Below are 21,735 nucleotides of genomic sequence, written 5' to 3'. Positions count from 1 at the left end.
AATCCTGGAGTCCCCGCCGTGGGGCTCACAGATCCAGCAGGACGTCAGCGGTCGGGATGCTGCAACACGGCAGCACTTCACCCGAGGCGGGATCCTCCAGAGGCTGCGTCGTGTACTCGACCTGACCGGTGAGCAGGGGAGTGGCGCAGGTATGGCACACCCCTGTACGGCAGGACCAGCGCGTGGGGACCTCGCATGCCTCCGCCAGCTCCAGCAGCGTCGCGTACCGTTCCGACCAGCCGGTGGACAGACCGCTGCGGGCGAAGGTCACCAAGGGCCCTGTGCCCCGGGGGCCGGGTGGCTGGTGAGGGGGTCCGGAACCCGTCTGGGTGATGCCGGGGTTGATGGCCGCGAGTGCCCCGAAGACTTCGGTGTGGATGTTCGAACTGCTCAGCCCCGCCCGCTGGAGCGCGGATGTCACCGTCGACATGAAGCCCTCGGGGCCGCACAGATAGGCGTGCGCATCCGCAGGGATGCCGAGCTCCCGGATTCCGTCGCTGGTCATGCGCCCGTGAGTGATGCCCGGCCCCACGGCGATCTCGAGATCCGGAGCGGTGTAGTAGATGAAGGCGCGGGCGTGCGGCAGGCGGGCCAGGAGCCGCCGGGCCTCTTCCGCGAAGGGTTGCTGTCCCGGATCGCGCGCGGTGTGCACCCACCACACGGCGCGGGAGCTGTGTTCGAGGGCCAGTTGGTGCAGCATCGCCAGAACAGGCGTGACGCCGATGCCCGCCGAGAACAGTGCCACGGGCGTGTGGTCATCGGCCAGTACGAACGTCCCGCGAGGGGCTGCCGCTTCGATGACGTCGCCCGCGTGCAGATGGGTGTGGAGGTAGGTGCTGACCTTGCCGCGGTCTTCGCGTTTGACGCTGATCCGGTACTCGGCGGCACCGGGGGCGGAGGACAGTGAATAGGAGCGCACCAGGCCGGGCCGGCCCTCTTCGGGGATCCGCACGGTCAGGTACTGGCCGGGCGCGGCCGGGGGCAGCGCCTGCGAGTCGGTGGGGCGCAGGACGAACGAGGACACCCTGGGGGTCTCCGGTACGACCTGGGTCACGCGCAGCCGCTTGAAGCCCCTCCAGCCCGGCGCGGCGGGTGCGGGCGGCTGGTCGAGTCGGTCATTCATCTCCTGGAAGGACTGCTGCCATCCGGGGCTGAGCGCCTCGATGGTCAAGGCGGCACGCAGTTTGGCCGGGTCGGGGTCCCGAAGATAGAGCAGGGCATCGGTGTCGGCGACGCTGAGGGCGCCCCGGCCGGTGCGGGTCCGGGTGATCGGGTCTCCGGCCCGGACCCGGCCCTCGGCGATGACGCGGAGGTAGAAGCCGGGGCGGTGGTGGGCGACGAGCAGGGAGGCCATGCGCGGTTCGTTGAGGCGCATACCGACGCGATAGCAGGTCACGCGCGGCTGGGTGACCTCGAACTCGGCTTCGCCGATGCGGTACCGGTCGCCGATGCATACCTCGTCGTCCGCCAGACCATCGACGGTGAAGTTCTCCCCGAACTGGCCGAACTCCAGATCGTCGCGCTCGAGGACCTTGCGCCAGTACGCGTAGGACTGCGTCTGATAGACGAGGACGGCCCGCTGCTCCCCGCCGTGGCCCTGGAGATCACCCTGGCCGTCACCGTCGATATTGAGGCGGCGCACCATCCGGGGGCCGTCGACGGGATGCTTCCACGCTCCCGTGTGTACCATCCTGTCGCGCCAGCGCACGTCCTTCGGCTGTCCCACGTTGACGGAGAGCAGAGTCGCCATCTCGTCCTCCCGGTGCGGCGCCGCCGCACGGCGAAGTCGGTCGCCTCGGCATGCCGCTCAGTGATTCGGCCGATCGGAACCCGGCTTCGTGGGTCATGCGCACGTTTTCCTCCGGCGCGGGAGGCGAAGAAGCCTATAAAAAGGTACAAAAGTAGTGTGAGCAAGAATCCTGAAACCCCGCAAGACATGGACAAATGGGCTGACCGGATCCGGACGGTCTCCTCGACTTCCGATCCTCAGGCCGCCCGCAAGCTGGCCGGTGACATCTACCGTGCCGCACAGGAAGATCTCGACGCCGAACGTGCCCGGGCGGAGTACGAACGCGAGGAATGAGCCTGTCCGTCCCGTCGGCACATCACGCCTCACGGTGAGGGGGCGACCTTCGCCGTGAGGCGACGCTCGGGGCCCGTAGACGCGGCCTGTCAGTGGGAGAGGACCTCGTCGGTCCCCAGGCTGCGGTCCACCCCGTGAGGCACCACCTGCTGGCCCGGTTCGAGGTGCAGTCGCTCACCGTCCAGGTAGACCTCGACCTTGTCGGGCTCGAACGAGATCAGGTCGTCGACGCGCCCGACCTCGCGGTAGGCCTCGCGGTACGACCACGCCGCCTTCTTGGCCTCGCCGATGTCGTAGTAGTCGGCCAGCCCCTTGTAGGGGCAGAACGTCCGGCCCTCCACCGGCGTCAGTTCCTTCTCCTGGATGTCCTCGCGCGGCACGTACCACCGCGGTGCGAACCCGGACTCGTAGAGCACCACCGGACGGCTGGTCCGCGCGATCACCGTGTCCCCCGAGCGCACCTCAAGGGTGCGGGAGGTGTCGCGGATGTCGATGCGGTGATAGGCGTCCGCCGCGTGCCCGAGGATCCGTTCGTCCTCCTCGTAGAAGGCGTCCATGGCCCTCCAGGCGAAGGCGACACGTCCCTCCAGCTCGTCGGCGTACGAGGGGAGCCCCGTGAACTGCCACGCCGCACGCTCGGTGCGGCGGTCACCGACGCCCACGGTGAACCAGGACGTCTCGCCGAGCTCGCGGTGCTGGGTGGTGCGGCCGCTCGCCTCGAGAACACCGGAACGAAGCGATGAGAGCGGGAAGTAGGCGACGGGGTAGCGCCCCGGCTCGTGCAGCAGTACGACGTCCTCGCTGTCCGCGATCCATTCCCCGCCGAACCTCACCCTCATCCGGCGGCGGAGCCGCTCCGCGAAGAGCAGCCGCTCCGGCAACGGCTCAGGGGTGAGGAACCTGCCGAGCGCTGTGGAGGAGAGCGGCCCTTGCTGCCATGACAGTCCCATGACCGGTTCCCTTCTGCGACTAATGAGTACAAGCACCGTAAAACCATTACGCGACTGCTGCAAGGGGACGTGCTGGCCGGTGTCAAGCTTCGACTTATCCCGACTGGCTCGCGGCTTCCATTGATGTGGCTAATGGGTAACATGGAGCTGTGGGCATTCGAGTGGGTATAGATGGGTTTCAGGCGGCGGGGTTCCCCATGGGTGGTGAACCGCTTGTCGCACTGGACCTGGCCGACACGCTGATGACTGTGACCGAACCGGCCGCGGACCTCATCGGGACCCCGGAGGCCTCGGCGGCCTGGTGGGCACTGCAGTCCGGAAGCCTGCCGCCCGGGCCTGTGCCCGACGCCGCGGCCGTGCGCCGGCTGCGTGCGGCGGTTCGCGACGTCCTGGACAGTCACCTGGAGGGCCGCGCGGCGCGGCCCACGTCGGTGGACGACATCAACGCCGCCGCGGCGGCGGCTCCCGTGAGTCCTCGTCTGGTCGTGACGGCCGACGGCGTCAGGGGCGAGGAACGCTGGCACACCGAACACGGCGGGAACGCTGCGCTGGCCGCCATCGCCGCGGAGGCCATCGGGCTCCTCGCCGACAACGAGCGGCTCGGGCTCCTGCGCCGCTGCGCCAACCCGGCCTGCTCGATGCTCTTCCTGGCCGAGAACAAGCGGCGCAAGTGGTGCACCAGCAACATCTGCGGCAACCGCGCACGGGTCGCCCGCCACTACGAACGGACCCACACCGACGGAGTCGGCGGCATCTGACACGCGGAGCGGCCGCCGCGAGGGGCGGGCACGGCCGGCACGGACGTACAAGACCCGACAGGAGGGACGACGAGCCCAGCGGACACGCACCGGCCGGATGCCGCCGCGTGCCCACGCCGTGAACTTCTCGCCCCGTAACCCCGAACCCGCCGCACGGCGGGGGCGACGCCGGGCCACGGCCTTCCGGCCACGACCGGCCCGCCGACGGCCTGCCCCCGGCGTCCAGTTGTGCGCTGGTCGGCTTATGCGCTGGTCGGCGCCGCCTGCTGCACGACCTCGAAGGACCACAGCGTGGACCCGCTGGCCGCCGGCTTGGGCCGCTCCCCGCTCGCCGCGTCACCGCCCTGGTGGGCCGCCTTCATGGGGCCCTCCATCCAGGCCTGGAAGGACTCCTCGTCACGCCACCGCGTGTACACGAGGTAGCTGTCGGTGCCTTCGACGGGCCGGAGGAGTTCGAACCATTCGAATCCGTCGGAGTTCTCCACGGCATGGGCACGCGAGGCGAAGCGCTTCTCCAGCGTCTCCCGCTGCTCGGCCGGGACGGTCAGTACGTTGATCTTGACTACGCTCATGGCCCCATCCTGCCGCACGGCGCTCCTGGGAGCCGACCGGCATCGCGTGTGTCAACGTCCCGGCCGTTGATGGCGGATGCGCTGGGCGACCTCGCTGTTCTCGGTCTCCCACCAGGGACGTACGAGTTCCGATGTCTGTGCCGCTCCCGGCGCGGGCGTCGCCGGGACCAACTCCGCCTCCAGACGGCGGTCCAGTACGACGGTCTCGGCGCGTTCGGTACGGGCCCACTGCACCAGGATCGCGAGGAGGAAGGGCAGCGCCACCAACTCGGCGATGCTGATCATCGCGCCACCGCCCAGCTGCTGGTCATGGAGCACATCCGGCGCCCAGGACGGCGCGTGACGCAGGTACCAGGCCCCGGCGATGAGCGTGCCGTGGGTCATCACGACGATGCCCGGTACGGCGTCGATGATCCCGTCGAGGAACACCAGTGCCGCCCGGACCGGATGGGTACACCACCTCGGCAGCGCCGCCTCGCGGGTGAGCATCGGCATGACGAACAGGCTGCCGGCGAGCAGCAGGTGCAGATACATCACCTCGTGCAGCCAGCCGTCGCGCAGGGCTGTCTCGAAGTACGGCGTGAAGTACACCGTCAGTTCCGTCGCGAGCACCAGAGCCGTGCTGACCAGCGGGAAGGTGAGCAGGCGTACCAGCCGTCCGGTCAGCGCCCGCTGCAGACGCCCGGCGGCACGCTCGGGCAGGGAACCGAGGGCCAGCCGCAGCGGATCGCCCAGGGCCAGCCCGAGCGGTGCGATCAGGTCGAGGAGGACGTTCTGGACGGCGGCCGGCCAGAACAGCACGTGGTCGTACACCGCCAGCGCGGACATTGTGGCCACGATGAGGGTGCCCAGGCCGAGCAGCGCGAAGGCGCCGACGCGCGGCAGGGGCCAGTGCTCGCACCGGCGCTTCAGACACAGCACACCCCAGCCGTACAGCGCGCCCAGGATGACGACCACCAGCAGCGCGGGCACGTCCAGTTGCCATGAGGTGAGGAGTCGCCCCACGGTGAGCTGTGGTGGATTCCCCATCGCGTTCTACCTCCACGGCATGCCAGATCTGCCGAGGCACTCTATGCCGCGCACGACCGGCCTCCTTCGCGCACGCACCGGACTCGCCCGCGGTCACACCGAGCTCATACCCGGCTCATACCTAGCGCGACGGACATGTTTCGACCTGCGTCGACGCACGTCGACGTGCCTCGTCGTCCGACCACTGTGCGCTCGTGTGTGTTCCGGACGGTCCGGACCGTCCGGAACACACACGTCGCCAGAGGCAGCGGCGGGCGGGCCTACCTGGCGAGTTCGGCCGGTTCATCGAGTCGTGTCAGTTTCCGCGGGTTCGCGATCGCGTGGATCCGGGTGACTTTCCCGTCTTCCACCACGAGGCTCACCGCGGCCACTCGGCCGTCGATCTCGATCCGGCCCGCAGGCGCGCCGTTGAGCCACACCGCCGACACCACCCGGCCCGGGAGAGCGAGCATGCTCGCCACCACCGCGGCCCCGTGGACCGGAGCCGGAGCGGCGCCCGCAAGCCCGCCGCCGTCGGCGATCAGAACCACGTCCGGTGCCATGACGTCCAGCAGTTCCTGCAACCGGCCGGTGCGCAGCGCGGCGAGGAACCGCTCCACCACGGCCTGCTGCTCCGACCGGCTCACCGGTACCCGCGGCCGCCGGGCCGCCACATGCTCGCGTGCTCGCCGCGCGATCTGGCGCACCGTTGCCGCGGACTTCCCGACGGCCTCGGCGATCTCGCCGTACGGCACCTCGAAGACCTCGCGGAGCACGAACACCGCGCGCTCCGTCGGCCCGAGCGTTTCGAGCACGGTCAGCATCGCGATCGACACGTTCTCCGCGAGCTCGATGTCCTCGGCGACGTCGGGGCTGGTCAGCAGCGGCTCGGGCAGCCACTCGCCGACGTACTCCTCGCGGCTGCGCGACAAGGTCCGCAGACGGTTGAGCGCCTGCCGTGTGACGGTTCGTACGAGGTAGGCACGCGGGTCACGCACCTGTGTGCGGTCGACGTCGGCCCACCGGAGCCAGGACTCCTGGAGCACGTCCTCGGCGTCGGCCGACGAGCCGAGCATCTCGTAGGCGACCGTGAACAGGAGGCTGCGATGGACGACGAACGGGTCTTCGGTCATGCCGTCGACGCTACGCCGAGGTTCTGCGGACGCGCGGCCAGCGGAATCTCGCAGGCGTCGGAGTAGCCCTGCGACGTGATCCCGTGCGCCGTGTTGCACCTGGTGGCCAGGTTGGCGAAGCCGATGAACACGGTGAGTTCGACCATCGCCGCCGGGCCGAGCCGGTCGAGCAGCCCCGCGGACAACTCGTCGGTGACGGTCGTCGGTGTGTTCGTCATGGCCTCGGCGTACTCCATCACGTCCCGCTCCAGCGGCGTGAACACCTCCGACTGCCGCCAGCGCGGCACCTGGCTCGCCTTCGCCAGGTCCAGGTGCTGGTTCAGCGCGTGGAAGTAGTTGATGTCGAGGCACCAACTGCAGCCGACCTGTGCCGCGACGGCCATGTGCGCGAACGTCTTGAGGCTCGCGTCGGCCGCGTCCCACGTGCCCACCTTGGCCGAGAACTCCTGGTTGTCTCGGGCGAGTTCGGGGTTGTTCCACAGCACCTCGACGGGCTCGGGCACGGTACCGAGTTGCTTGATCATGATTTCGCGGAGCTCGGCGGGGAGCTCGGCCTTCGGGATGCGCAGCGTCATGGTGTTCTCCTTGTACGTGTGCCTGTCGGGCCGTTCGTCATGAAGACACCGCCGGACCCAGGCATGTGACAACGGGGCTGAAGGCCCGGCTTCGGGTTTTCCCCACCACGGGCGGGGCTGGGCACCACCCTTGGGCCGGGTGGTAGGGCCATGGGGCCTGGGTTCGGGATCCGGTTGGCTGGTAGGCGTCAGCAGACGGTGGTCCACCAGCCCGAACCGGAGGTTCGAACCATGCGTTCTCTTGAGGCCGGTACGAAGCGCACAACAACCAAGGCCGGTAAGAAAAAGACGTCAGCCGCCGCCCTCGCGGCAGCCGCGCTGGTCGCCGCCGTGCTGCTGCCGGAGGCGGCCTCCGCGGCCCCCGGGCACCGCGACGCACGCGCCGAATACACCCGGGCCGAGCTCGACCGCGACGTGGCCGCCGTACGGGAAGCGGGTGGCGGGGACGTGAATGTGCTGGCCAGGGTCGACGGCCTGCCCGGAGGACGGGTGCAGGCCCGTCTCGGCACCGTGTCGGCCGGTTCCCGTGTCCCCGTGCCGTGGGGCTCGCACTTCCGGACGGCCTCCACCACCAAGGCGTTCGTGGCCACCGTGGTGCTGCAACTCGCCGCCGAGAAGCAGCTCTCGCTGGACGACACCGTCGAGCACTGGCTGCCCGGCGTGGTCTCCGGCAACGGCAACGACGGGTCCCGGATCACCGTGCGCGACATGCTCCGCCAGACCAGCGGGCTGTTCGACTACATGGACGACCCGGCCATGCAGCAGAAGCTCCGCGAGCACTTCGACGAGAACCGTTACAACGACACCTCCGCTCACGACCTGGTGGTGTCGGCCGTGGCCCACAAGCCGCTGTTCGTGCCGGAGGCCGGCCGCACCCGCTGGGCCTACTCCAACACCAACTACCTGCTGGCCGGGATGATCGCCGAGAAGGCAAGCGGCACCGGTTGGAGGGAGTTGGTCGAGCACCGCATCATCGCCGGACTGGGCCTGCGTCAGACCTCGGTGCCCGGTCTCGACCCGTTCCTGCCCACGCCGTACGTGAGCACCTATCTGACCGGCACCGACGGCAAAAGGCTCGACGTCACCACGAACAGCTACCTGCACACCGCCGACTCCGGAGTGGTGAGTACCACCGCGGACCTCAACACCTTCTTCCGTGCGCTGGCCGACGGCCGCCTGCTGCCGGCCGAACAGTGGCGGGAGATGCGGCAGACCGTACAGCGCACCGACGACCCGGACGATGTCGCGGAGCTGCCCCAGGGCACCTACGGCCTGGGCCTGCGCGAGATTCCGCTGTCCTGCGGCGGCCACTACTACATGCATGAGGGCGACGGGTTCGGCACCTACACCCGCCCCGCAGTCAGCTCGGACGGGCGGCGTGCGGTCACCATCTCCGTCACCACCACCTCCGGGATGCCGGACCTGCCTACGCTCAACCGGGCCACCGGCACCCTGATCGACCACGCGCTGTGCGCCGCCGGACGGTAGGCACGGCGGGCGCCGCGCAACGGCACCACGCCGACCGACCCCATCGAAGTGATGCACCGTCAGCTCGACGGCCGTCGGCGCTGGTCGTCAGATCAGTCGTCCTGTTTCCACGACCCGCTGGGTCGGCCGCTCACGCAGCGCACGCGGAGTTCGACCTTGCCTGCGGTGCCCTCGAACCTCACTTCGGCGTGTTCGTCGGGCCCCGCGTCGGCGCGTTCGACGCCGAATGGTGAAGCCGTCGCCGCGGCGAGTTGCCGCTCGACCTGCTCCGGGGTGAGCACCCCGCCGTCGGTGGAGGAGGTGATCCCATCGCCGATGACCTGTACGGCGGCCAGGCCCGTGAGCGTGGCGGCCACGGCGGCGGTCGCCCAGCCGGCCACGGCAAGAACAGTGCGGGAAGGCATGCGGACGACTCCGTACACCGCTGATCCGTGCCCTGAGCGAGCGCGGCCACGACCGTCGCCGGTGATCTGCGCATCGACCCGGGCGCACGCGAGGCGAGCCTGGCCGGTGTCATGCTGGATCTCACACCCCGCGAGTTCGATCTCCTGCACCACCTCGCCGCCCGGGCGGGACGGGTGGTCACCGAGCGAGAACTGATCACCGAGCCGTGGCAGGGCTCATTAGAATGGTGATGACAGCGCCGCGCCGACCAGGTCGTCTCCCGGTGACTCGATGGTTTCCCGGTGCCGACAGCCAGGAACGAGGAGGGCCGCGATCATGCGTGAGCTGGCGGACACGGCACGGCGATGGGCGGCTCAGGGGCGCCCGGCGGTACTGGCCCGGCCGATCACCGAGCAGGGCTTCGGGCCCCGGCACCCAGCCGACGCGCTCCTCATCGACGAGGACGGAAACCGTCAGGGCACCTTGTACCGCGGTGCGTTCGACGACCACCTGGCCGCAGAGGCCGCGGCCCTCCCGCCCGGGCACACCGCGCGGGTGTGCGAGGTGGCCGTACACGACGACGAGGTCAAAGAGGCGCGGCTGACCTGCGGCGGACAGGCCGAGATCCTGCTGCAGCCGCTGCATACCGTTCCCGCGCGCTGGTGGGACCTGCTGAGCGAGGGCGCCGACGCCGCGCTGATCACCCGGATCGACGAGGAGCGGACCCAGGCCGTCAGCGACGTCGTCACTCCGGGCGCCGTCACTCCGGGGTTGCAGAGTGATGATCCGGCGGCCGTCGCTCAGGCCGCCGAGCAGGCCAGGCAGCTGCTCGCCCGCCACCGTGCCGGCCGCGAGACCCGCCTCGCCGACACCGGACTCGTCCTCATCGAGGCCTGCCCGGCCGTCCCTCACCTGGTCATCGTCGGCGGCGGCGAACTCGCCGAACTCCTCACCACCCAGGCACAGGTGCTGGGCTGGCAGGCCACGGTCGCGTACGCCGCCGGTGATGCCCGCACACTGCTGGCCGACCGTCCGGCCGCGGCCTGCCTGATCGTGCTCAGTCACGAGCCTGACCTCGACATCCCCGCCCTGCACACCGCGTTGACGGCCGGCATCCCCTACGTCGGCGCGCTCGGCTCACGTCGTACCCAGGCCCGCCGCGCCGAAGCCCTCACCGAGGCGGGGCTCACCGAGGAGCAACTGCGCCGCATCCACGGCCCGATCGGACTCGACATCGGCGCCCGCACCCCGGCGGAGACGGCCTTGGCCATCTGCGCCGAGGTTCTCGCCGCACTGGACCGACCGTAGGGGCCAGGTCCGCGGGCTCATGGGCTGGTCACCCCCGCCGCGTCGAGGGCCAGCCACACCCGGTCGCGAGTGAGCGGGAGTTCGGTGAAGCGCAGGCTCGTCGCGTCGCGCAGGGCGTTGGCGAAGGCCGGGGCGACCGGGTTGAAGGGGCTCTCGCTCATCGACTTGGCGCCGAGGGGACCGATGGCGTCGGCGGTCTCCATGAAGTGGACCTCCGTGCGCGGGATGTCGGCGTACTGAGGGAGGCGGTAGCGGCGGAAGGCGGCCGTCTCGACCTCGCCGCGGGCGTCGACGCGCACGTTCTCGAAGAGCGTGGCGCCCAGCGCCTGGGCCACACCGCCCTCCACCTGGCCGCGGCACTGCATGGGATTCATCACCTTGCCCGCGTCGGCGGCATGCACACTGCGCAGGATGCGGATCTCGCCGGTGCCGGGATCGACCGCGAGCCGGAACCACTGCGCGTTGAAGGCGACCGAGCGCGGGGTGCCACCGAAGTGCCCGTCGGCGGCACAGGTGACACCGACCGCCTTGGCCGCCTCGTACAGCTCCTTCAAGGCCAGGCGGCCGCCCGGATGCGCCACCGCCTCCTCCACGAGCCGGCAGTCCGCGCGCGGGACGCGCAGGGTGGCGGCGGCGAAGTCCAGCAGCATGTCCGCGAGGGCACGGGAGGCGCGCAGGGTGGCCTTGCCCGCGACCACCACGCCGGTGGAGGCGAAGGCGCCGGTGTCGTGCTTGACGACGTCCGTGTCGGACTGGCGGACGGTGATGCGCTCGACGGTGGTGGCGAGTTCACCGGCCGCGATCTGGCGGTGCACCGTGGTGGTGCCATTGCCGAACTCGGCCGTGCCGACGGCCAGGTCGAAGGTGCCGTCGGGCAGCAGCGCGGCCCTGGCATCGGCGATGTGGCCACCCGGCGGACCCGTCGCGATCATCGCGAGCGCGGCGCCCTCGCCGAGCAGCCAGCCGTCCGGGACGGGCTCGGACACAGGCTCTTCCTGGGCACGGCGGACGATGCCGATGCACTGGTCGAGACCGTAGCTGGCGATGTGCAGGTCCTCCTCCTCGCCGCCGGCGGTGATCATCGGCTCCCCGGGTCTGATGATGTTCTTCGCCTTGAACTCCAGCGGGTCCAGGCCCACTCGGCGGGCGAGTTCGTCGAGGGCCGACTCGACCGCGAACATGACCTGCCCGAGTCCGTAGCCGCGGAAGGCGCCGGCCGGGACGGTGTGGGTGTAGACCGAGAAGGCGTCGACCTTCTTGTGCGGGGCGCGATAGACCGCCATCGACTCGCCGACGCTGTGGAACATCACCGCGGGACCGTGATTTCCGTACGCGCCCGTGTTGGAGACGACTCGTAGTTGCAGCGCGGTCAGGGTGCCGTCGCGGCGGGCTCCCGCCTTCACACGGATCGTGAACGGGTGCCGGGTGGTCGCCCCGTAGAACTGCTCGGCCCGCGTGTACTCCAGCTTCACCGGGCGGCGCAGCCGCAGCACCGCGAGGGCCACGATGTCCTCGACGAGCATCTCCTGCTTGCCGCCGAAACCACCGCCGACCCGGCCCGCGACCACCCGCACCTGCTCCGCAGGGAGGTCGTACAACGCGCACAGGGCGCGCCGCGTCAGGAACGGGGTCTGCGAACTGGTGCGTACGTTCAGCCGGCCGTCCTCGTCGAACCAGGCGACGGCTCCGTGTGTCTCCAGGCTCGCGTGCTGGACACGCTGGGTGCGGTAGGTGTCCTCGTAGACGATGTCGGCCTCGGCGAACCCCGCCTCGACGTCACCGATCTCGCCGTGCGCCTCACCGACGACGTTCTCCTGGGGACGGGAGATCCGAGCCGTCGCCGCGTCCTTGTCGTGCACGACCGGTGCGCCCGGCCGCATCGCCTCCTCAGGGTCGACGACCGCGGGCAGCACGTCGTACGTCACCTCGACGAGGCGGCAGCCCTCCTCCGCCGCCCGCTCGCTGTCCGCGACGACGGCCGCGACGCGCTGGCCGATGTAGCGGACGGTGTCGTCGAGGACGCGGGTGTCGTCCGGATCTTCCTCCGGGTGCTCGTGACGGGCGGTGGAGAAGTGCCGTTCCGGCGCGTCGTAGTGGGTGAGGACCGCGTGCACGCCTGGTACGCGCAGGGCGGCGGAGGTGTCGATGGCGAGGATGCGGGCGTGGGCGTGCGGGGAGCGCAGCAGTTTCATGTGGAGCATGCCCGGGATGTCGACGTCGAAGGTGTAGCGGGCGGTGCCCGTGACGACCTGCGCTCCGGCGGGGGCCGGAAGGTTGCGGCCCACGGCCTCGCCGGCCGAGGGAGCCTCGGTGTGACACACCCCTCGTACGGCGTCCTCGATGGCCCGGTACCCGGTGCAGCGGCACAGATTGCCCTTGAACGCCCGGGGGAGATCGGCCAGTTGATCGTCGTCGAGTGCCGCGGTCGTCATCAGGAATCCGGCCGTGCAGAAGCCGCACTGGAATCCCTGCGCGTCCAGGAACTTCTGCTGTACGGGGTGGAGTTCGCCGTCCTCGGAGGCAAGGCCCTCGACCGTGGTGACCTCGCGGCCGTCGGCCCGGAAGGCCGGGAAGAGGCAGCTGTGTACGGGCTCGCCGTCGACGTGGACCGTGCACGCGCCGCAGTCGCCCGCGTCGCAGCCCTTCTTCACACCGAACCAGCCGCGTTCACGCAGATAGGTCCGTAGACACTGGCCGGGGCGTGGCTCCTGCGTGAACGGCCGGCCGTTCACCTCGATCCCGAAACTCACTGCGGCTCCTCACCGTGGGACAGCTCGCGGCGGATGTCCTCCGCGTACCGGAACGTCATGTGCCGCCGCCATGCGGGAAGCCCATGGATGTCGTCGAACCACTCGTCGTCGGCGACGGCCGCGTCGATCGCCGCACGCAGTCCGTCCGCCGTCGGCGGCAGCGGGAACCACAGCCGGACCGGGCGGACGGTCGCGGCGGTGATCGTGATCGCGAGGGAGTGGTCGACCGGGTCCAGGGTGCCGATGACCAGTGCGCCGGAGCGGCCGAGCCCGTACAAGGACGCCTGCCGGAACGCCGTACGGCAGGCAAGGGCGCGGGCGGGCAGGGTGATGGACCGCAGCAGCTCGCCCTCGTCCAGGACCTTGCGGCCCGCGCCGGTCACGAAATCCACGACGCGGACCCGGCGGCGTACACCGTCCTGGGCGTGCAGCAGGCACTCGCCGTCGAGGGCGGCGGTGAGGGAGATCATCGGTCCGGCCGGGAGGGAGTTGCAGAGGTTCCCGCCGACCGTGGCCAGGTTCCAGATCTTGAAGGAGGCGAGGAACGCGCGGCAGCACTGCTCGAACAGGGGTGCCGCCTCGCCCCGGAGCTCCCTCGCGAACCGGGACAGCTGGGCGATCGTGCAGGTAGCGGCGATCTCCACCGAGCCGTCCGGGTGCGGTTGCACCGGTGTCCAACCGGTCCGGCTCAGGTCCACCAGCCGCCGCAGGTGCGGCTGCGGCTCGGAGAACAGGTACGTCCCGCCGCCGAGCCAGGCGTCGCCCGGCCGCCAGGGCGCGGGATGCCGTGCGTCCCGTATCTCCACCACGGTGTTCAGGTCCATGAGCGCCAGTGAAGCAACGCGACCGTGCTCCGGACGACTGGTTCACGACACGGAAACGCCGAGTTTTCCGGCGGGTGTCCTGGAGGATCAACCAAGAGGCATACCGTTCGCCTCGCCTTGCACTTACGATGCGATCACTCGCATGCACCTGGTGAATGTGAGATGCCGGGCACGCGCCCTCGTGCCCGGCTGCCGCACAAGGAGCCAGAGCACATGCACGTCGACCATCTCCTCAAGGACGAGTCCCTGGGCCTGCGCCTGCTGTGGGCCGAGGAACCCCAGCTGACGCGGGAGATCAGCGGGGTGACCGCCACCGACCTGGAGGACCCCGCCCGTTTCGTGCGACCCGGCGAGGTCGTGCTCAGCGGACTGGTGTGGTGGACGGCCGAGGGCGGGCGGGACAAGGCGGAGCGGTTCGTGGCCGCGCTGCGGACGGCGGGCGCCGCCGTACTGCTGGCGGGCGAGGAGACCCACGGTTCGGTGCCCGGCGATCTCATCGAGGCGTGCGCGCGGCACGGCGTCCCGCTGGCGGCGGTCCCGGCCCACATCATGTTCCGCGCGATCACCGACACCGTGTACTTCCAGCAGTGGGGCGAGCTGAACCGCCTCCACGCGCTGCCCGAGAACGTACGTGTCCGGCTGAGCCGACTCGTCGCCCAGGACGCGGGCCCCGACGTGGTCGTCGCGTCCGCCTTCGCCCACGTCGACCGGGCGACCGCGTATGTCTTCACACCCGCCGGCCGGACCGTCGCGGCCACCGAGGGCGCGCGGCCGGTTCCGGCGCGGGAGGCCGTCGCGCTGCTGGCCAACGGCGCGGGGATCACGGCGTTCGTCGACTCCGACGCCGTCTCGCCGTACGAGCGCTGGCACCTGTATCTGCCCGAGCCCGGTGGCACCCCGCCGCGCATGCTGCACGAGATCGCCGCGATCCTGGCCCGCTGCCAGGAGTCACGAGCCCGGCGCAGGGCCGCCGAACACCAGGCGGCGGACGAGCTCGGCACCCTGCTCTGCGCACCCGGCGCGGAGGCCGCCGCCGTGGAAGGAGCGCTGCGGACGTGCGGGCTGCCCGCTCAGGGCCCCTACCGGGTGATCGTCGCCGATACGGGATCGCAACGGGCGGGACTGGCGGAGGCGGCGCTGACGGAGGCGGTCGCCCATGCGGGGCCGGGGCGCGCGTCCGTGGGGCGGCTGCCGGACGGCACGGCGTTCGCGGTCGTACCGGATACAGCGGACGCCGCAGGGGGATGTGCGGAGTTCTGGCCGCTTGTCGCCGCCTGCGAGCCGTCCGTCCCGCTGCACGGCGGTATCGGCTCGCCGGCCGCCGGGCCGCAGGACCTCAACGGGGCGCTGGCCGAGGCCCGTTACGCCCTGGCCTCGGCCCGCACCACCGCCCCCGACTCCTCGTCAGTCGTCGACTCCTCGTCCCTCACCGGACTCGACACCCTGCTGACCGGCATACCGGCCGAGGTCCGTACCGCCTACAGCCGCACCGTCCTGGGCCCCCTCCTGGACACCCGGAACGCCTCAGCCGCCGCCCTGCTGAAGACCCTGGAGACCTTCCTCGCCCACGACGGCTCATGGGCCCGCACGGCGGAGGTCCTGCACCTGCACGTCAACACCGTCCACTACCGGATCCAGCGCATCGAGCACTTCACCGGCCGCGACCTGTCCCGCCTCTACGAGCGCCTCGATCTCTGGGCCGCTCTGCTGTGCCGTACGCCATCGGCTACGAGCGATCCACGTGCACACTCGTCGACTTCACCCGCGCGGTGACCGTGACGCCGACCGCGAGGTCCAGCTCGTCGACCGCCTCCCGGGTCACGAGCGACACCACCCGGTGCGGCCCTGACTGGATCTCCACCTGCGCCACGACGTCGTCGACCCTCAGCGCCGTGACGATGCCCGTGAACGCGTTGCGCACCGACGTGGGCGGGCCGCCGCCGGTGCCGCGTTCGTCCTCGACCGCACGCTCCCGCGCGAAGCGGGCCAGCCCGACGCCGTCGATCACCCGGTTCCCCGAACCGTCCCGCCCCATGGGAAGCCGGCCCCCGTCCGCCCAACGGCGCACGGTCTCCGGACTCACCCTCAGCAGGCGCGCGGCCTGGCCAATGCTGTACGACGGCACACCGGCACCCTAACCGTGTCACTGCCGGAGCCCCCGCGCCCCTCGGATCCTCGCCGACGCCCTGACCGAACGTCGGACCGAGGGTGCGGTGAGGGTCTACATGCGCAGCATCCGCTGTGTGATCTCCCGGTACTGCCTCAGCGCGTGCCGGAGTTCTTCCGGCTGTGTCCCGGGGTCCTGGTCCTGCCAGGTCGCGTGGAGAACACGCCGCCGTTCCGCGAGGGTGCTCATGAGCTGGGCGGTGACCGCGTCGAACGCGGTCTCGGCCTCTTCCAACGCCTCACGTGGGCTGTCGGCGAAGGTGTTGAGGGCGTGTTGGAGGCGATGGGTGAGCTTGTCCCGTTCGTCCGACGGGATCAGCGGCTCGGGGCCCGGCGTACGACGCCCGGCCGCACCGGTCTGTTTGTCCGGGGGCTGCTGGGCGCGTGACTGGTCGTACATCATTGAGTGCCACTTTCCTGTACGTCGTACCGGCCGCGTCGGTTTCGTCGCCCTGGGCGGGGCCGCGCTCCGCACCGTGCTGTCAGTCAACGCCGGGCAACCGGCGGTGTCAACGTGATGTCCACAGGGGCGAGTTCCGGCGGCTGGGCAGCGGTTGAGGGGGAGAAGGGAACCGGGGCGGCCCAGCCGTGACCGCGGTCGTTCGGAAGACGCGGCCCGCGGCCCCGAGTGCGGTCGCGCCGCCCGGGACAGGAGTGAGAAGAGCGCCGCCCGTGATCTGACGGGATAATGGCGAGCACCATGGCTGGGATCGAGGAGAGCGGCCAGGGGTCGACCGTCGACTGGGTCGATCCCATGGGCGACCCGTTTCTGCGCACGCGGTTCGCCCCGCCGGCGAGGCCCGTCACCTTCCTGCGGCGGGAGCGGCTGGTCGAACACCTGGACCAGGCGCTGCTGACCCCGCTGACGGTCGTCAACGGAGCGGCCGGGGCGGGGAAGACCCTGCTGGTCGCCGAGTGGGTCACTGGGCTGGCGCAGCCCGTCGCCTGGTTCACCGCCGACACGGCGGATCAGCAACCCGGGATGTTCTGGGCGTACGTGCTCCAGGCCCTGCGGGCCTCGGGCGTGCCGATCCCCGACGACATCCGCTGTCCCGCCGACGCGAGCCGGGTGGACCGCACACTGCTGGCACGGCTCGCCGCCGAGCTGAGCGGACGCGACCGGCCGGCGATCGTCGTGCTCGACGAATACGACCGCGTGAGTGCACCGGAGATCGCGGAGCAGCTGGAATTCGTCCTGCACCATGCCGGACCGGGGATGCGCCTGGTCCTCGTCACCCGCACCGAGCCGCTGCTGCCGGTGCACCGTTACCGGGCGGCCGGTGACCTGACGGAGATGCGGAACGCGGAACTGGCCTTCACACCCGAGGAGGCGGCCGTACTCCTGGAACTGCACGGCCTGCGCCTGCCCGCGCACGCGGTGGGGGCGCTCGTGGACCGCACCGGCGGATGGGCGGCCGGCCTGCGGCTGTGCGCCCTGGCCGCGCGGGAGAGCCCGGATCCGGAGAGATACCTGAAGGAATTCGAGGCCGGGCGCAGTACGGTCGCCGACTACCTCCTGGCCGAGGTGCTCAAGCGGCGCACTGCCGAGACACAGGACCTCCTGCTGCGGGTCAGCATCCTGGAGCGGCTCTGCCCCGATCTGGCCAACGCGCTGACGCAGCGCACCGACGCCGAGCCCATTCTGGCCGAGCTGCACCGCGAGAACGCGTTCGTCGAGGACCTCGGACACTCGTGGTACCGGCTCCACCCGCTGTTCGGGGAGATCCTCCGGGCGCATCTGCGGGAGCGCTGTCCTGGACTGGAGCCCGAACTCCACCGGCGGGCCGCACGGTGGCTGCTGCGCTCCGGATTCCTCCCCGAGACGATCGCCCATGGCGCCGCCGCGGGCGACTGGGAGTTCACCGCCGGCGCCTTCGTCGACGGCCTGGCGATCGGACAGCTCTTCACCGGTCTGCGCCGTGACGAGCTGGCCGAGCTGTTCTCCCGGATGGGACCCGAGGCCACGAGTCCCGCGACGGACGTCGTCCGAGCGGCCCGGGACCTCTCCCAGTGCGACCTCGACCGCGGTCTGGCCCGTCTGCACCACGCCGAGGCGAGCCTGGCCGCGGACGTGCCCGACGCGGCCACCGACGTGCCCGGCCCGGCGGCGGCACGGCTGAGCTGCGCGCTGCTGGAGGCGCTGGCGGCCCGTCTGGCCGGGTCCCCGTTCCAGGCGGAGAGGGCCGCGGAGGCGGCCGAGGAACTGAGACAGGCGGTTCCCGCCCACCTCTTGGGGCAGCATCCCGAACTCATCGCTCTGCTGCTGACCCACTTGGGCTCGACGCGCCTGTGGGCCGGGCGTTTCGAGGACGCCCGCACCGCGCTGTCCGCGGCAGCGGGCTGTCCCGGCGGTGCCTCGACGGCGCTTCCGCGAGAGGAGTCCCTGGGGCACCTGGCGCTGATCGACTACCTGAACGGCTGGCTGGGCCGGGCGGAGCGCAAGGCACTGGCGGCGACGACCGACTCGGAGCGCTTCGGTCTGTGCGGGTCGTCCGGCTCGGACATCGGGCGGCTGGTCCTGGCCGCCGTGGCCGTCGACCGGAACGAACTGGATCACGCCCAAGCCCTCCTCGACGAGGCGGTCGGCTCGCGTCCGGCGACACGGGACCCGGTGCCGGCCACGGGCCGGTCCCTCGTGACGGCACGTCTGCTGCTGGCCCGAGGCAAGACCCGAGCAGCCCTGGCGGCGGTGGACCCGGCGGTCTCCACGGACGTGGCATCACCCTGGGCGCAGGCTCACGCCGCCCTGGTCGCCTCCGCCGCCCACCTGGCCGAGGGCCGGCCGGCCGCGGCCGCCGAGGTACTGCGACAGGTGCCGGACGACCAGCCGGCCTGTGTGGTGGAGGCCGCGCGGGCCCAGCTGGCGGCGGGCCGCCCCGCCGCCGCGCTCGACCTGCTCGACCGACTGCGCGCCGAGGGTCCGGCCGGTCCGGCGGTGACCGTGCGGGCCACGCTGACCCGGGCGCAGGCCGCATTCGAGGCGGGTGACTCCGCCGCCGCGCGCAAGCTCGTGGGCCAGGCGCTCCTGGAGGCCCGGCGCGAGCGGCTGCGGCGGCCCTTCCTCGAGGCCGGACCGTGGATCCGACGTCTCCTGGGCACGGCGCCACTGCAGCCACTGGCCGCGGGCTGGTTGACGACAGGCGACGCGCCCCGGCTCGAAACGCCCGCACCACTCGTCGTGCAGGAGCTGAGCGAACGCGAACGCGACGTTCTGCGGCGACTGGCCCAGATGATGTCGACGGAAGAGATCGCGGCCGACCTCTGCGTGTCGGTGAACACGGTCAAGACCCACCTCAAGAGCGTCTACCGGAAACTGGCGGTGAACCGGCGCAACGAAGCGGTCCGCCGGGCGCGCGAGCTGCGACTGCTGTGAACCCGTACCGGTGACCACCCTCGCCCGTCACGGGTGAGGCGCGGGACGAGCCGTTCGGATGCGATGGGAGGAGCGGCACCACGCACCTCCCGACCGGGCGGGGCGCCCGGAGCATCCCGAATCCGGCGATGCGGCCGATGCCCCTCGTTCCGGTGCGCCGAATCGGAGAGAAGGCCCTTGATGTCCCGGACCGAACCCGCCGTACCCTCAGCGGCCGACGCCGACCACCGGGAGCAAGCCGACTACACCGGTGGTGTCTACGGGTCCATGCTCGCCGCATCGGTGGTGATCGGCACCGGCACGCTGGGCTCCTTCCCGCACGTGGAGCTGGCGGTGTTGCTCTTGGGCACCGGCGTGGCGTTCTGGATCGCGCATGTGCACGCCCAGCTGTTCGGGGCGCGTCTGGCCCGGCAGGCCCTGGACCGGAGGACCGTCGTCGAGGTGTGCCGCGCGGAGTGGCCGATCGTCAAGGCCGCCGTCCCGCCGACCGTGGCCGTGGCCGTCAGCCCGCTCCTGGGCCTCGGCCTCCAAGGCACCTTCTGGCTGGCGCTCGCCGTCGCGGTGGCCGGGCAGGTGGGCTGGTCGGCGGCAGCGGCACGCCGCGCGGGCGCTTCCTGGCGCCTCACGGCCGTCACGGCCTCGATCAATCTGCTGCTCGGCCTGCTGATCATCTCGTTCAAGCTCGTCCTGACGCATTGAAAGGTCGTTCAGAGCCCATGCGCTACGAGATCCGTATCGAGGGGCACATGACGGAGACGCTGACCAAGGCGTTTCCGGAGATGGATCACGTGGTGATGTCCGGTCAGACCGTCCTGTTCGGCCCCGTCGTCGACGAGGCGCACCTGTACGGCCTGCTGGCCCGCTGCCAGTCGCTGGGACTGCACGTCATAGAGATGCGCCGGCTACCGGAGTGACCGGGCGCAAGCCGTCCCGGGGGCTGGGACGATCACCCGCCGGGGGTGACCCGGCAGCGGGCGGCGCGCGGGACGCTGACCCGGTGAAGTCCCCGCACACCGTCCCGTCGGCGGTCCGGCGACAACCCGTTCGGCTGCGTCAGGACTCGACCGCGTGAGGAGGAGCCATGACCGAATCGCGTGGTCAGGCGCCGCGTACAGAGCCCGGGCCCAGGCCCGAAGAGACGGCCTCGCCACCGTCCGCCGACCCCGAGGAACTGCTGGCGGGACTCGGCCGCTCGTGGACCTGGATTCTGGGTTCGGCGATCTCGACGCTGGTGCCGGGCATCCTGGTGCTGGTGTGGCCGGACGAGACCCTGCACATCCTGGCGGTACTCATCGGTCTCTATCTGGTCGTGACCGGGGTGTTCCGCTTCGTGGCGGTCTTCGGCCGCGAGGAGCACGGCGAGCGGCTCCCCGGACTCCTGCTCTCGGTGCTGTTCGTCCTGGCCGGGGTGCTGTGCCTGAGGAACCCGCTGCAGACCATCGCCGCGCTCTCGCTGATCGTCGGCGTCGTCTGGCTCGCCTCCGGCATGCTGACCGCCTACACGGCCATCGCCATGAAGGCCCTCCCGCACCGTGGCGTCGTCTTCTGCGCCGCGGCGCTCGGCATCGTCGCGGGAGTCGTGGTGCTCGCCCTGCCGACCGAGTCCGCCCGCGCCCTGACCCGGCTGCTCGGCCTGTGGCTCGTACTGCTCGGCCTGATCGAACTCGTCCTCGCCTTCGCCTGGCGGGCCGCACTGCGCCGCGCACGCGCCGCGGACCCGTACGGCTCCCCTCAGTCGCCCTGAGACTCCGCGGGGACGTTCACCCGTCCCGGGTGAGGCCGGACGAACCTTGCCGTGCGCATGCTGAATCAGGTGGGACGACTGCCGGGCGAACGCCCGGGATGGAGGAGCGACATGAGCACACAGATGTACCTCGCGTACGACTACCCGCTGCTGAGCGTCTTCTGGAGCATGCTCTGGTTCTTCCTGTGGATCATGTGGTTCATCCTGCTCTTCCGGATCATCATCGACATCTTCCGCGACGACGAACTGGGTGGTTGGGCCAAGGCCGGCTGGCTCCTGTTCGTCATCCTCCTGCCCTTCCTGGGCGTCCTCGTCTACGTGATCGCCCGCGGCAAGAACATGGGGCGCCGAGAGGTGAATCAGGCCCGCGCGCAGCAGGAGGCCTTCGACTCCTACATCCGGCAGGCGGCGGGCGGCGGCACCAGCAGCGTCGACGAACTCGCCAAGCTGTCCGAGATCCGCGCCCGTGGCGACATCACGGACGAGGAGTTCCGCAGGGCGAAGGAACTCGTCCTGAGCGGTCAGGGCCCGGCCGGCGGCTCGGGCACCGCCGCCTCCGGCCAGTGAGCGCCGGACGAGGCGACGCCGGGCAGCACGATGTCACCAGGTAGCACGATGA

22 protein-coding genes are annotated in these 21,735 nt (G+C 70.9%); 11 read left to right on the top strand and 11 right to left on the bottom strand.

What is annotated here, in order from left to right:
- Nucleotides 1–25 precede the first annotated feature (25 nt).
- Entirely contained in the window at nucleotides 26–1,750 is a 1,725-nt protein-coding gene (locus ACZ7M2_RS34125; protein ID WP_471598588.1) for an MOSC domain-containing protein, read from the bottom strand.
- Nucleotides 1,751–1,906: 156 nt separating this feature from the next.
- Here ACZ7M2_RS34125 and ACZ7M2_RS34120 point away from each other — a divergent pair, with 156 nt between their 5' ends.
- On the top strand, nucleotides 1,907–2,083 hold the full coding sequence (locus ACZ7M2_RS34120; RefSeq protein WP_159064543.1) for a hypothetical protein: 177 nt from the start codon (nucleotides 1,907–1,909) through the stop codon (nucleotides 2,081–2,083).
- 89 nt (nucleotides 2,084–2,172) lie between these two features.
- Here ACZ7M2_RS34120 and ACZ7M2_RS34115 read toward each other — a convergent pair whose 3' ends face one another.
- Complete coding sequence (locus ACZ7M2_RS34115; protein WP_471598587.1) at nucleotides 2,173–3,033, bottom strand: DUF427 domain-containing protein; 861 nt, start codon at nucleotides 3,031–3,033, stop codon at nucleotides 2,173–2,175.
- A 197-nt stretch (nucleotides 3,034–3,230) separates the two neighbouring features.
- On the opposite strand from ACZ7M2_RS34115, the gene ACZ7M2_RS34110 reads away from it, so the two are divergent.
- The gene (locus ACZ7M2_RS34110; RefSeq protein WP_471598586.1) at nucleotides 3,231–3,791 is read left to right on the top strand and encodes a CGNR zinc finger domain-containing protein; all 561 of its coding nucleotides are present in this window, start codon (nucleotides 3,231–3,233) and stop codon (nucleotides 3,789–3,791) included.
- A gap of 242 nt (nucleotides 3,792–4,033) precedes the next feature.
- On the opposite strand, the gene ACZ7M2_RS34105 is transcribed toward ACZ7M2_RS34110, so the two are convergent.
- The 4 genes from ACZ7M2_RS34105 to ACZ7M2_RS34090 form a co-directional block, all read right to left on the bottom strand.
- Nucleotides 4,034–4,363, bottom strand: a complete 330-nt coding sequence (locus ACZ7M2_RS34105) for an antibiotic biosynthesis monooxygenase family protein (protein ID WP_067381387.1) — start codon at nucleotides 4,361–4,363, stop codon at nucleotides 4,034–4,036.
- Between the two features lie 51 nt (nucleotides 4,364–4,414).
- On the bottom strand, nucleotides 4,415–5,392 hold the full coding sequence (locus ACZ7M2_RS34100) for a cytochrome c oxidase assembly protein (protein ID WP_471598585.1): 978 nt from the start codon (nucleotides 5,390–5,392) through the stop codon (nucleotides 4,415–4,417).
- Nucleotides 5,393–5,652: 260 nt separating this feature from the next.
- A complete protein-coding gene (gene sigJ, locus ACZ7M2_RS34095) occupies nucleotides 5,653–6,504 on the bottom strand; it encodes an RNA polymerase sigma factor SigJ (RefSeq protein ID WP_471598584.1) in 852 nt (283 codons plus the stop codon).
- The gene (locus tag ACZ7M2_RS34090) at nucleotides 6,501–7,079 is read right to left on the bottom strand and encodes a carboxymuconolactone decarboxylase family protein (protein WP_471598583.1); all 579 of its coding nucleotides are present in this window, start codon (nucleotides 7,077–7,079) and stop codon (nucleotides 6,501–6,503) included. Before ACZ7M2_RS34090 ends, sigJ begins: the two co-directional genes overlap by 4 nt.
- A gap of 231 nt (nucleotides 7,080–7,310) precedes the next feature.
- Here ACZ7M2_RS34090 and ACZ7M2_RS34085 point away from each other — a divergent pair, with 231 nt between their 5' ends.
- Nucleotides 7,311–8,567, top strand: a complete 1,257-nt coding sequence (locus ACZ7M2_RS34085) for a serine hydrolase domain-containing protein (protein WP_471598582.1) — start codon at nucleotides 7,311–7,313, stop codon at nucleotides 8,565–8,567.
- 92 nt (nucleotides 8,568–8,659) lie between these two features.
- Here ACZ7M2_RS34085 and ACZ7M2_RS34080 read toward each other — a convergent pair whose 3' ends face one another.
- Nucleotides 8,660–8,971, bottom strand: coding sequence for a hypothetical protein (locus tag ACZ7M2_RS34080; RefSeq protein WP_471598581.1), 312 nt, complete (start codon nucleotides 8,969–8,971; stop codon nucleotides 8,660–8,662).
- Between the two features lie 111 nt (nucleotides 8,972–9,082).
- Here ACZ7M2_RS34080 and ACZ7M2_RS34075 point away from each other — a divergent pair, with 111 nt between their 5' ends.
- On the top strand, nucleotides 9,083–9,202 hold the full coding sequence (locus tag ACZ7M2_RS34075; protein ID WP_471598580.1) for a helix-turn-helix domain-containing protein: 120 nt from the start codon (nucleotides 9,083–9,085) through the stop codon (nucleotides 9,200–9,202).
- Nucleotides 9,203–9,287: 85 nt separating this feature from the next.
- Entirely contained in the window at nucleotides 9,288–10,259 is a 972-nt protein-coding gene (locus tag ACZ7M2_RS34070; RefSeq protein ID WP_471598579.1) for an XdhC family protein, read from the top strand.
- Nucleotides 10,260–10,276: 17 nt separating this feature from the next.
- Here ACZ7M2_RS34070 and ACZ7M2_RS34065 read toward each other — a convergent pair whose 3' ends face one another.
- Both ACZ7M2_RS34065 and ACZ7M2_RS34060 read right to left on the bottom strand, forming a co-directional pair.
- Nucleotides 10,277–13,009, bottom strand: a complete 2,733-nt coding sequence (locus ACZ7M2_RS34065) for a molybdopterin-dependent oxidoreductase (protein ID WP_471598578.1) — start codon at nucleotides 13,007–13,009, stop codon at nucleotides 10,277–10,279.
- Nucleotides 13,006–13,833: an FAD binding domain-containing protein gene (locus tag ACZ7M2_RS34060; RefSeq protein WP_471598577.1), complete on the bottom strand. Its 828-nt coding sequence runs from the start codon at nucleotides 13,831–13,833 to the stop codon at nucleotides 13,006–13,008. The genes ACZ7M2_RS34065 and ACZ7M2_RS34060 overlap by 4 nt, the downstream gene beginning before the upstream one ends.
- Nucleotides 13,834–14,046: 213 nt before the next feature.
- On the opposite strand from ACZ7M2_RS34060, the gene ACZ7M2_RS34055 reads away from it, so the two are divergent.
- Nucleotides 14,047–15,606 (top strand): PucR family transcriptional regulator, encoded by a 1,560-nt coding sequence (locus ACZ7M2_RS34055; RefSeq protein WP_471598576.1) that lies wholly within the window; start codon nucleotides 14,047–14,049, stop codon nucleotides 15,604–15,606.
- On the opposite strand, the gene ACZ7M2_RS34050 is transcribed toward ACZ7M2_RS34055, so the two are convergent.
- Both ACZ7M2_RS34050 and ACZ7M2_RS34045 read right to left on the bottom strand, forming a co-directional pair.
- On the bottom strand, nucleotides 15,560–15,958 hold the full coding sequence (locus ACZ7M2_RS34050; RefSeq protein WP_471598575.1) for a TOBE domain-containing protein: 399 nt from the start codon (nucleotides 15,956–15,958) through the stop codon (nucleotides 15,560–15,562). The two genes, ACZ7M2_RS34055 and ACZ7M2_RS34050, sit on opposite strands and share 47 nt — an antisense overlap.
- A 96-nt stretch (nucleotides 15,959–16,054) precedes the next feature.
- Nucleotides 16,055–16,402, bottom strand: a complete 348-nt coding sequence (locus ACZ7M2_RS34045; protein ID WP_471598574.1) for a hypothetical protein — start codon at nucleotides 16,400–16,402, stop codon at nucleotides 16,055–16,057.
- A gap of 297 nt (nucleotides 16,403–16,699) precedes the next feature.
- Between ACZ7M2_RS34045 and ACZ7M2_RS34040 the strand changes: the two genes are divergently transcribed.
- From ACZ7M2_RS34040 to ACZ7M2_RS34020, 5 genes are all read left to right on the top strand, one after another.
- On the top strand, nucleotides 16,700–19,372 hold the full coding sequence (locus ACZ7M2_RS34040) for a helix-turn-helix transcriptional regulator (RefSeq protein WP_471598573.1): 2,673 nt from the start codon (nucleotides 16,700–16,702) through the stop codon (nucleotides 19,370–19,372).
- A gap of 180 nt (nucleotides 19,373–19,552) precedes the next feature.
- A complete protein-coding gene (locus tag ACZ7M2_RS34035; protein WP_352050099.1) occupies nucleotides 19,553–20,071 on the top strand; it encodes a hypothetical protein in 519 nt (172 codons plus the stop codon).
- A 17-nt stretch (nucleotides 20,072–20,088) separates the two neighbouring features.
- On the top strand, nucleotides 20,089–20,286 hold the full coding sequence (locus tag ACZ7M2_RS34030) for a hypothetical protein (protein ID WP_403697399.1): 198 nt from the start codon (nucleotides 20,089–20,091) through the stop codon (nucleotides 20,284–20,286).
- Between the two features lie 167 nt (nucleotides 20,287–20,453).
- On the top strand, nucleotides 20,454–21,116 hold the full coding sequence (locus ACZ7M2_RS34025; RefSeq protein ID WP_403697402.1) for an HdeD family acid-resistance protein: 663 nt from the start codon (nucleotides 20,454–20,456) through the stop codon (nucleotides 21,114–21,116).
- Nucleotides 21,117–21,227: 111 nt separating this feature from the next.
- Nucleotides 21,228–21,683 carry an SHOCT domain-containing protein gene (locus tag ACZ7M2_RS34020; RefSeq protein WP_471598572.1) on the top strand — a complete coding sequence of 152 codons (456 nt, stop codon included), beginning with the start codon at nucleotides 21,228–21,230 and terminating at the stop codon, nucleotides 21,681–21,683.
- Nucleotides 21,684–21,735 lie beyond the last annotated feature (52 nt).

The organism is Streptomyces sp. NPDC111507, assembly GCF_055638955.1.
This window is presented reverse-complemented; position numbering and strand designations above follow the sequence as displayed.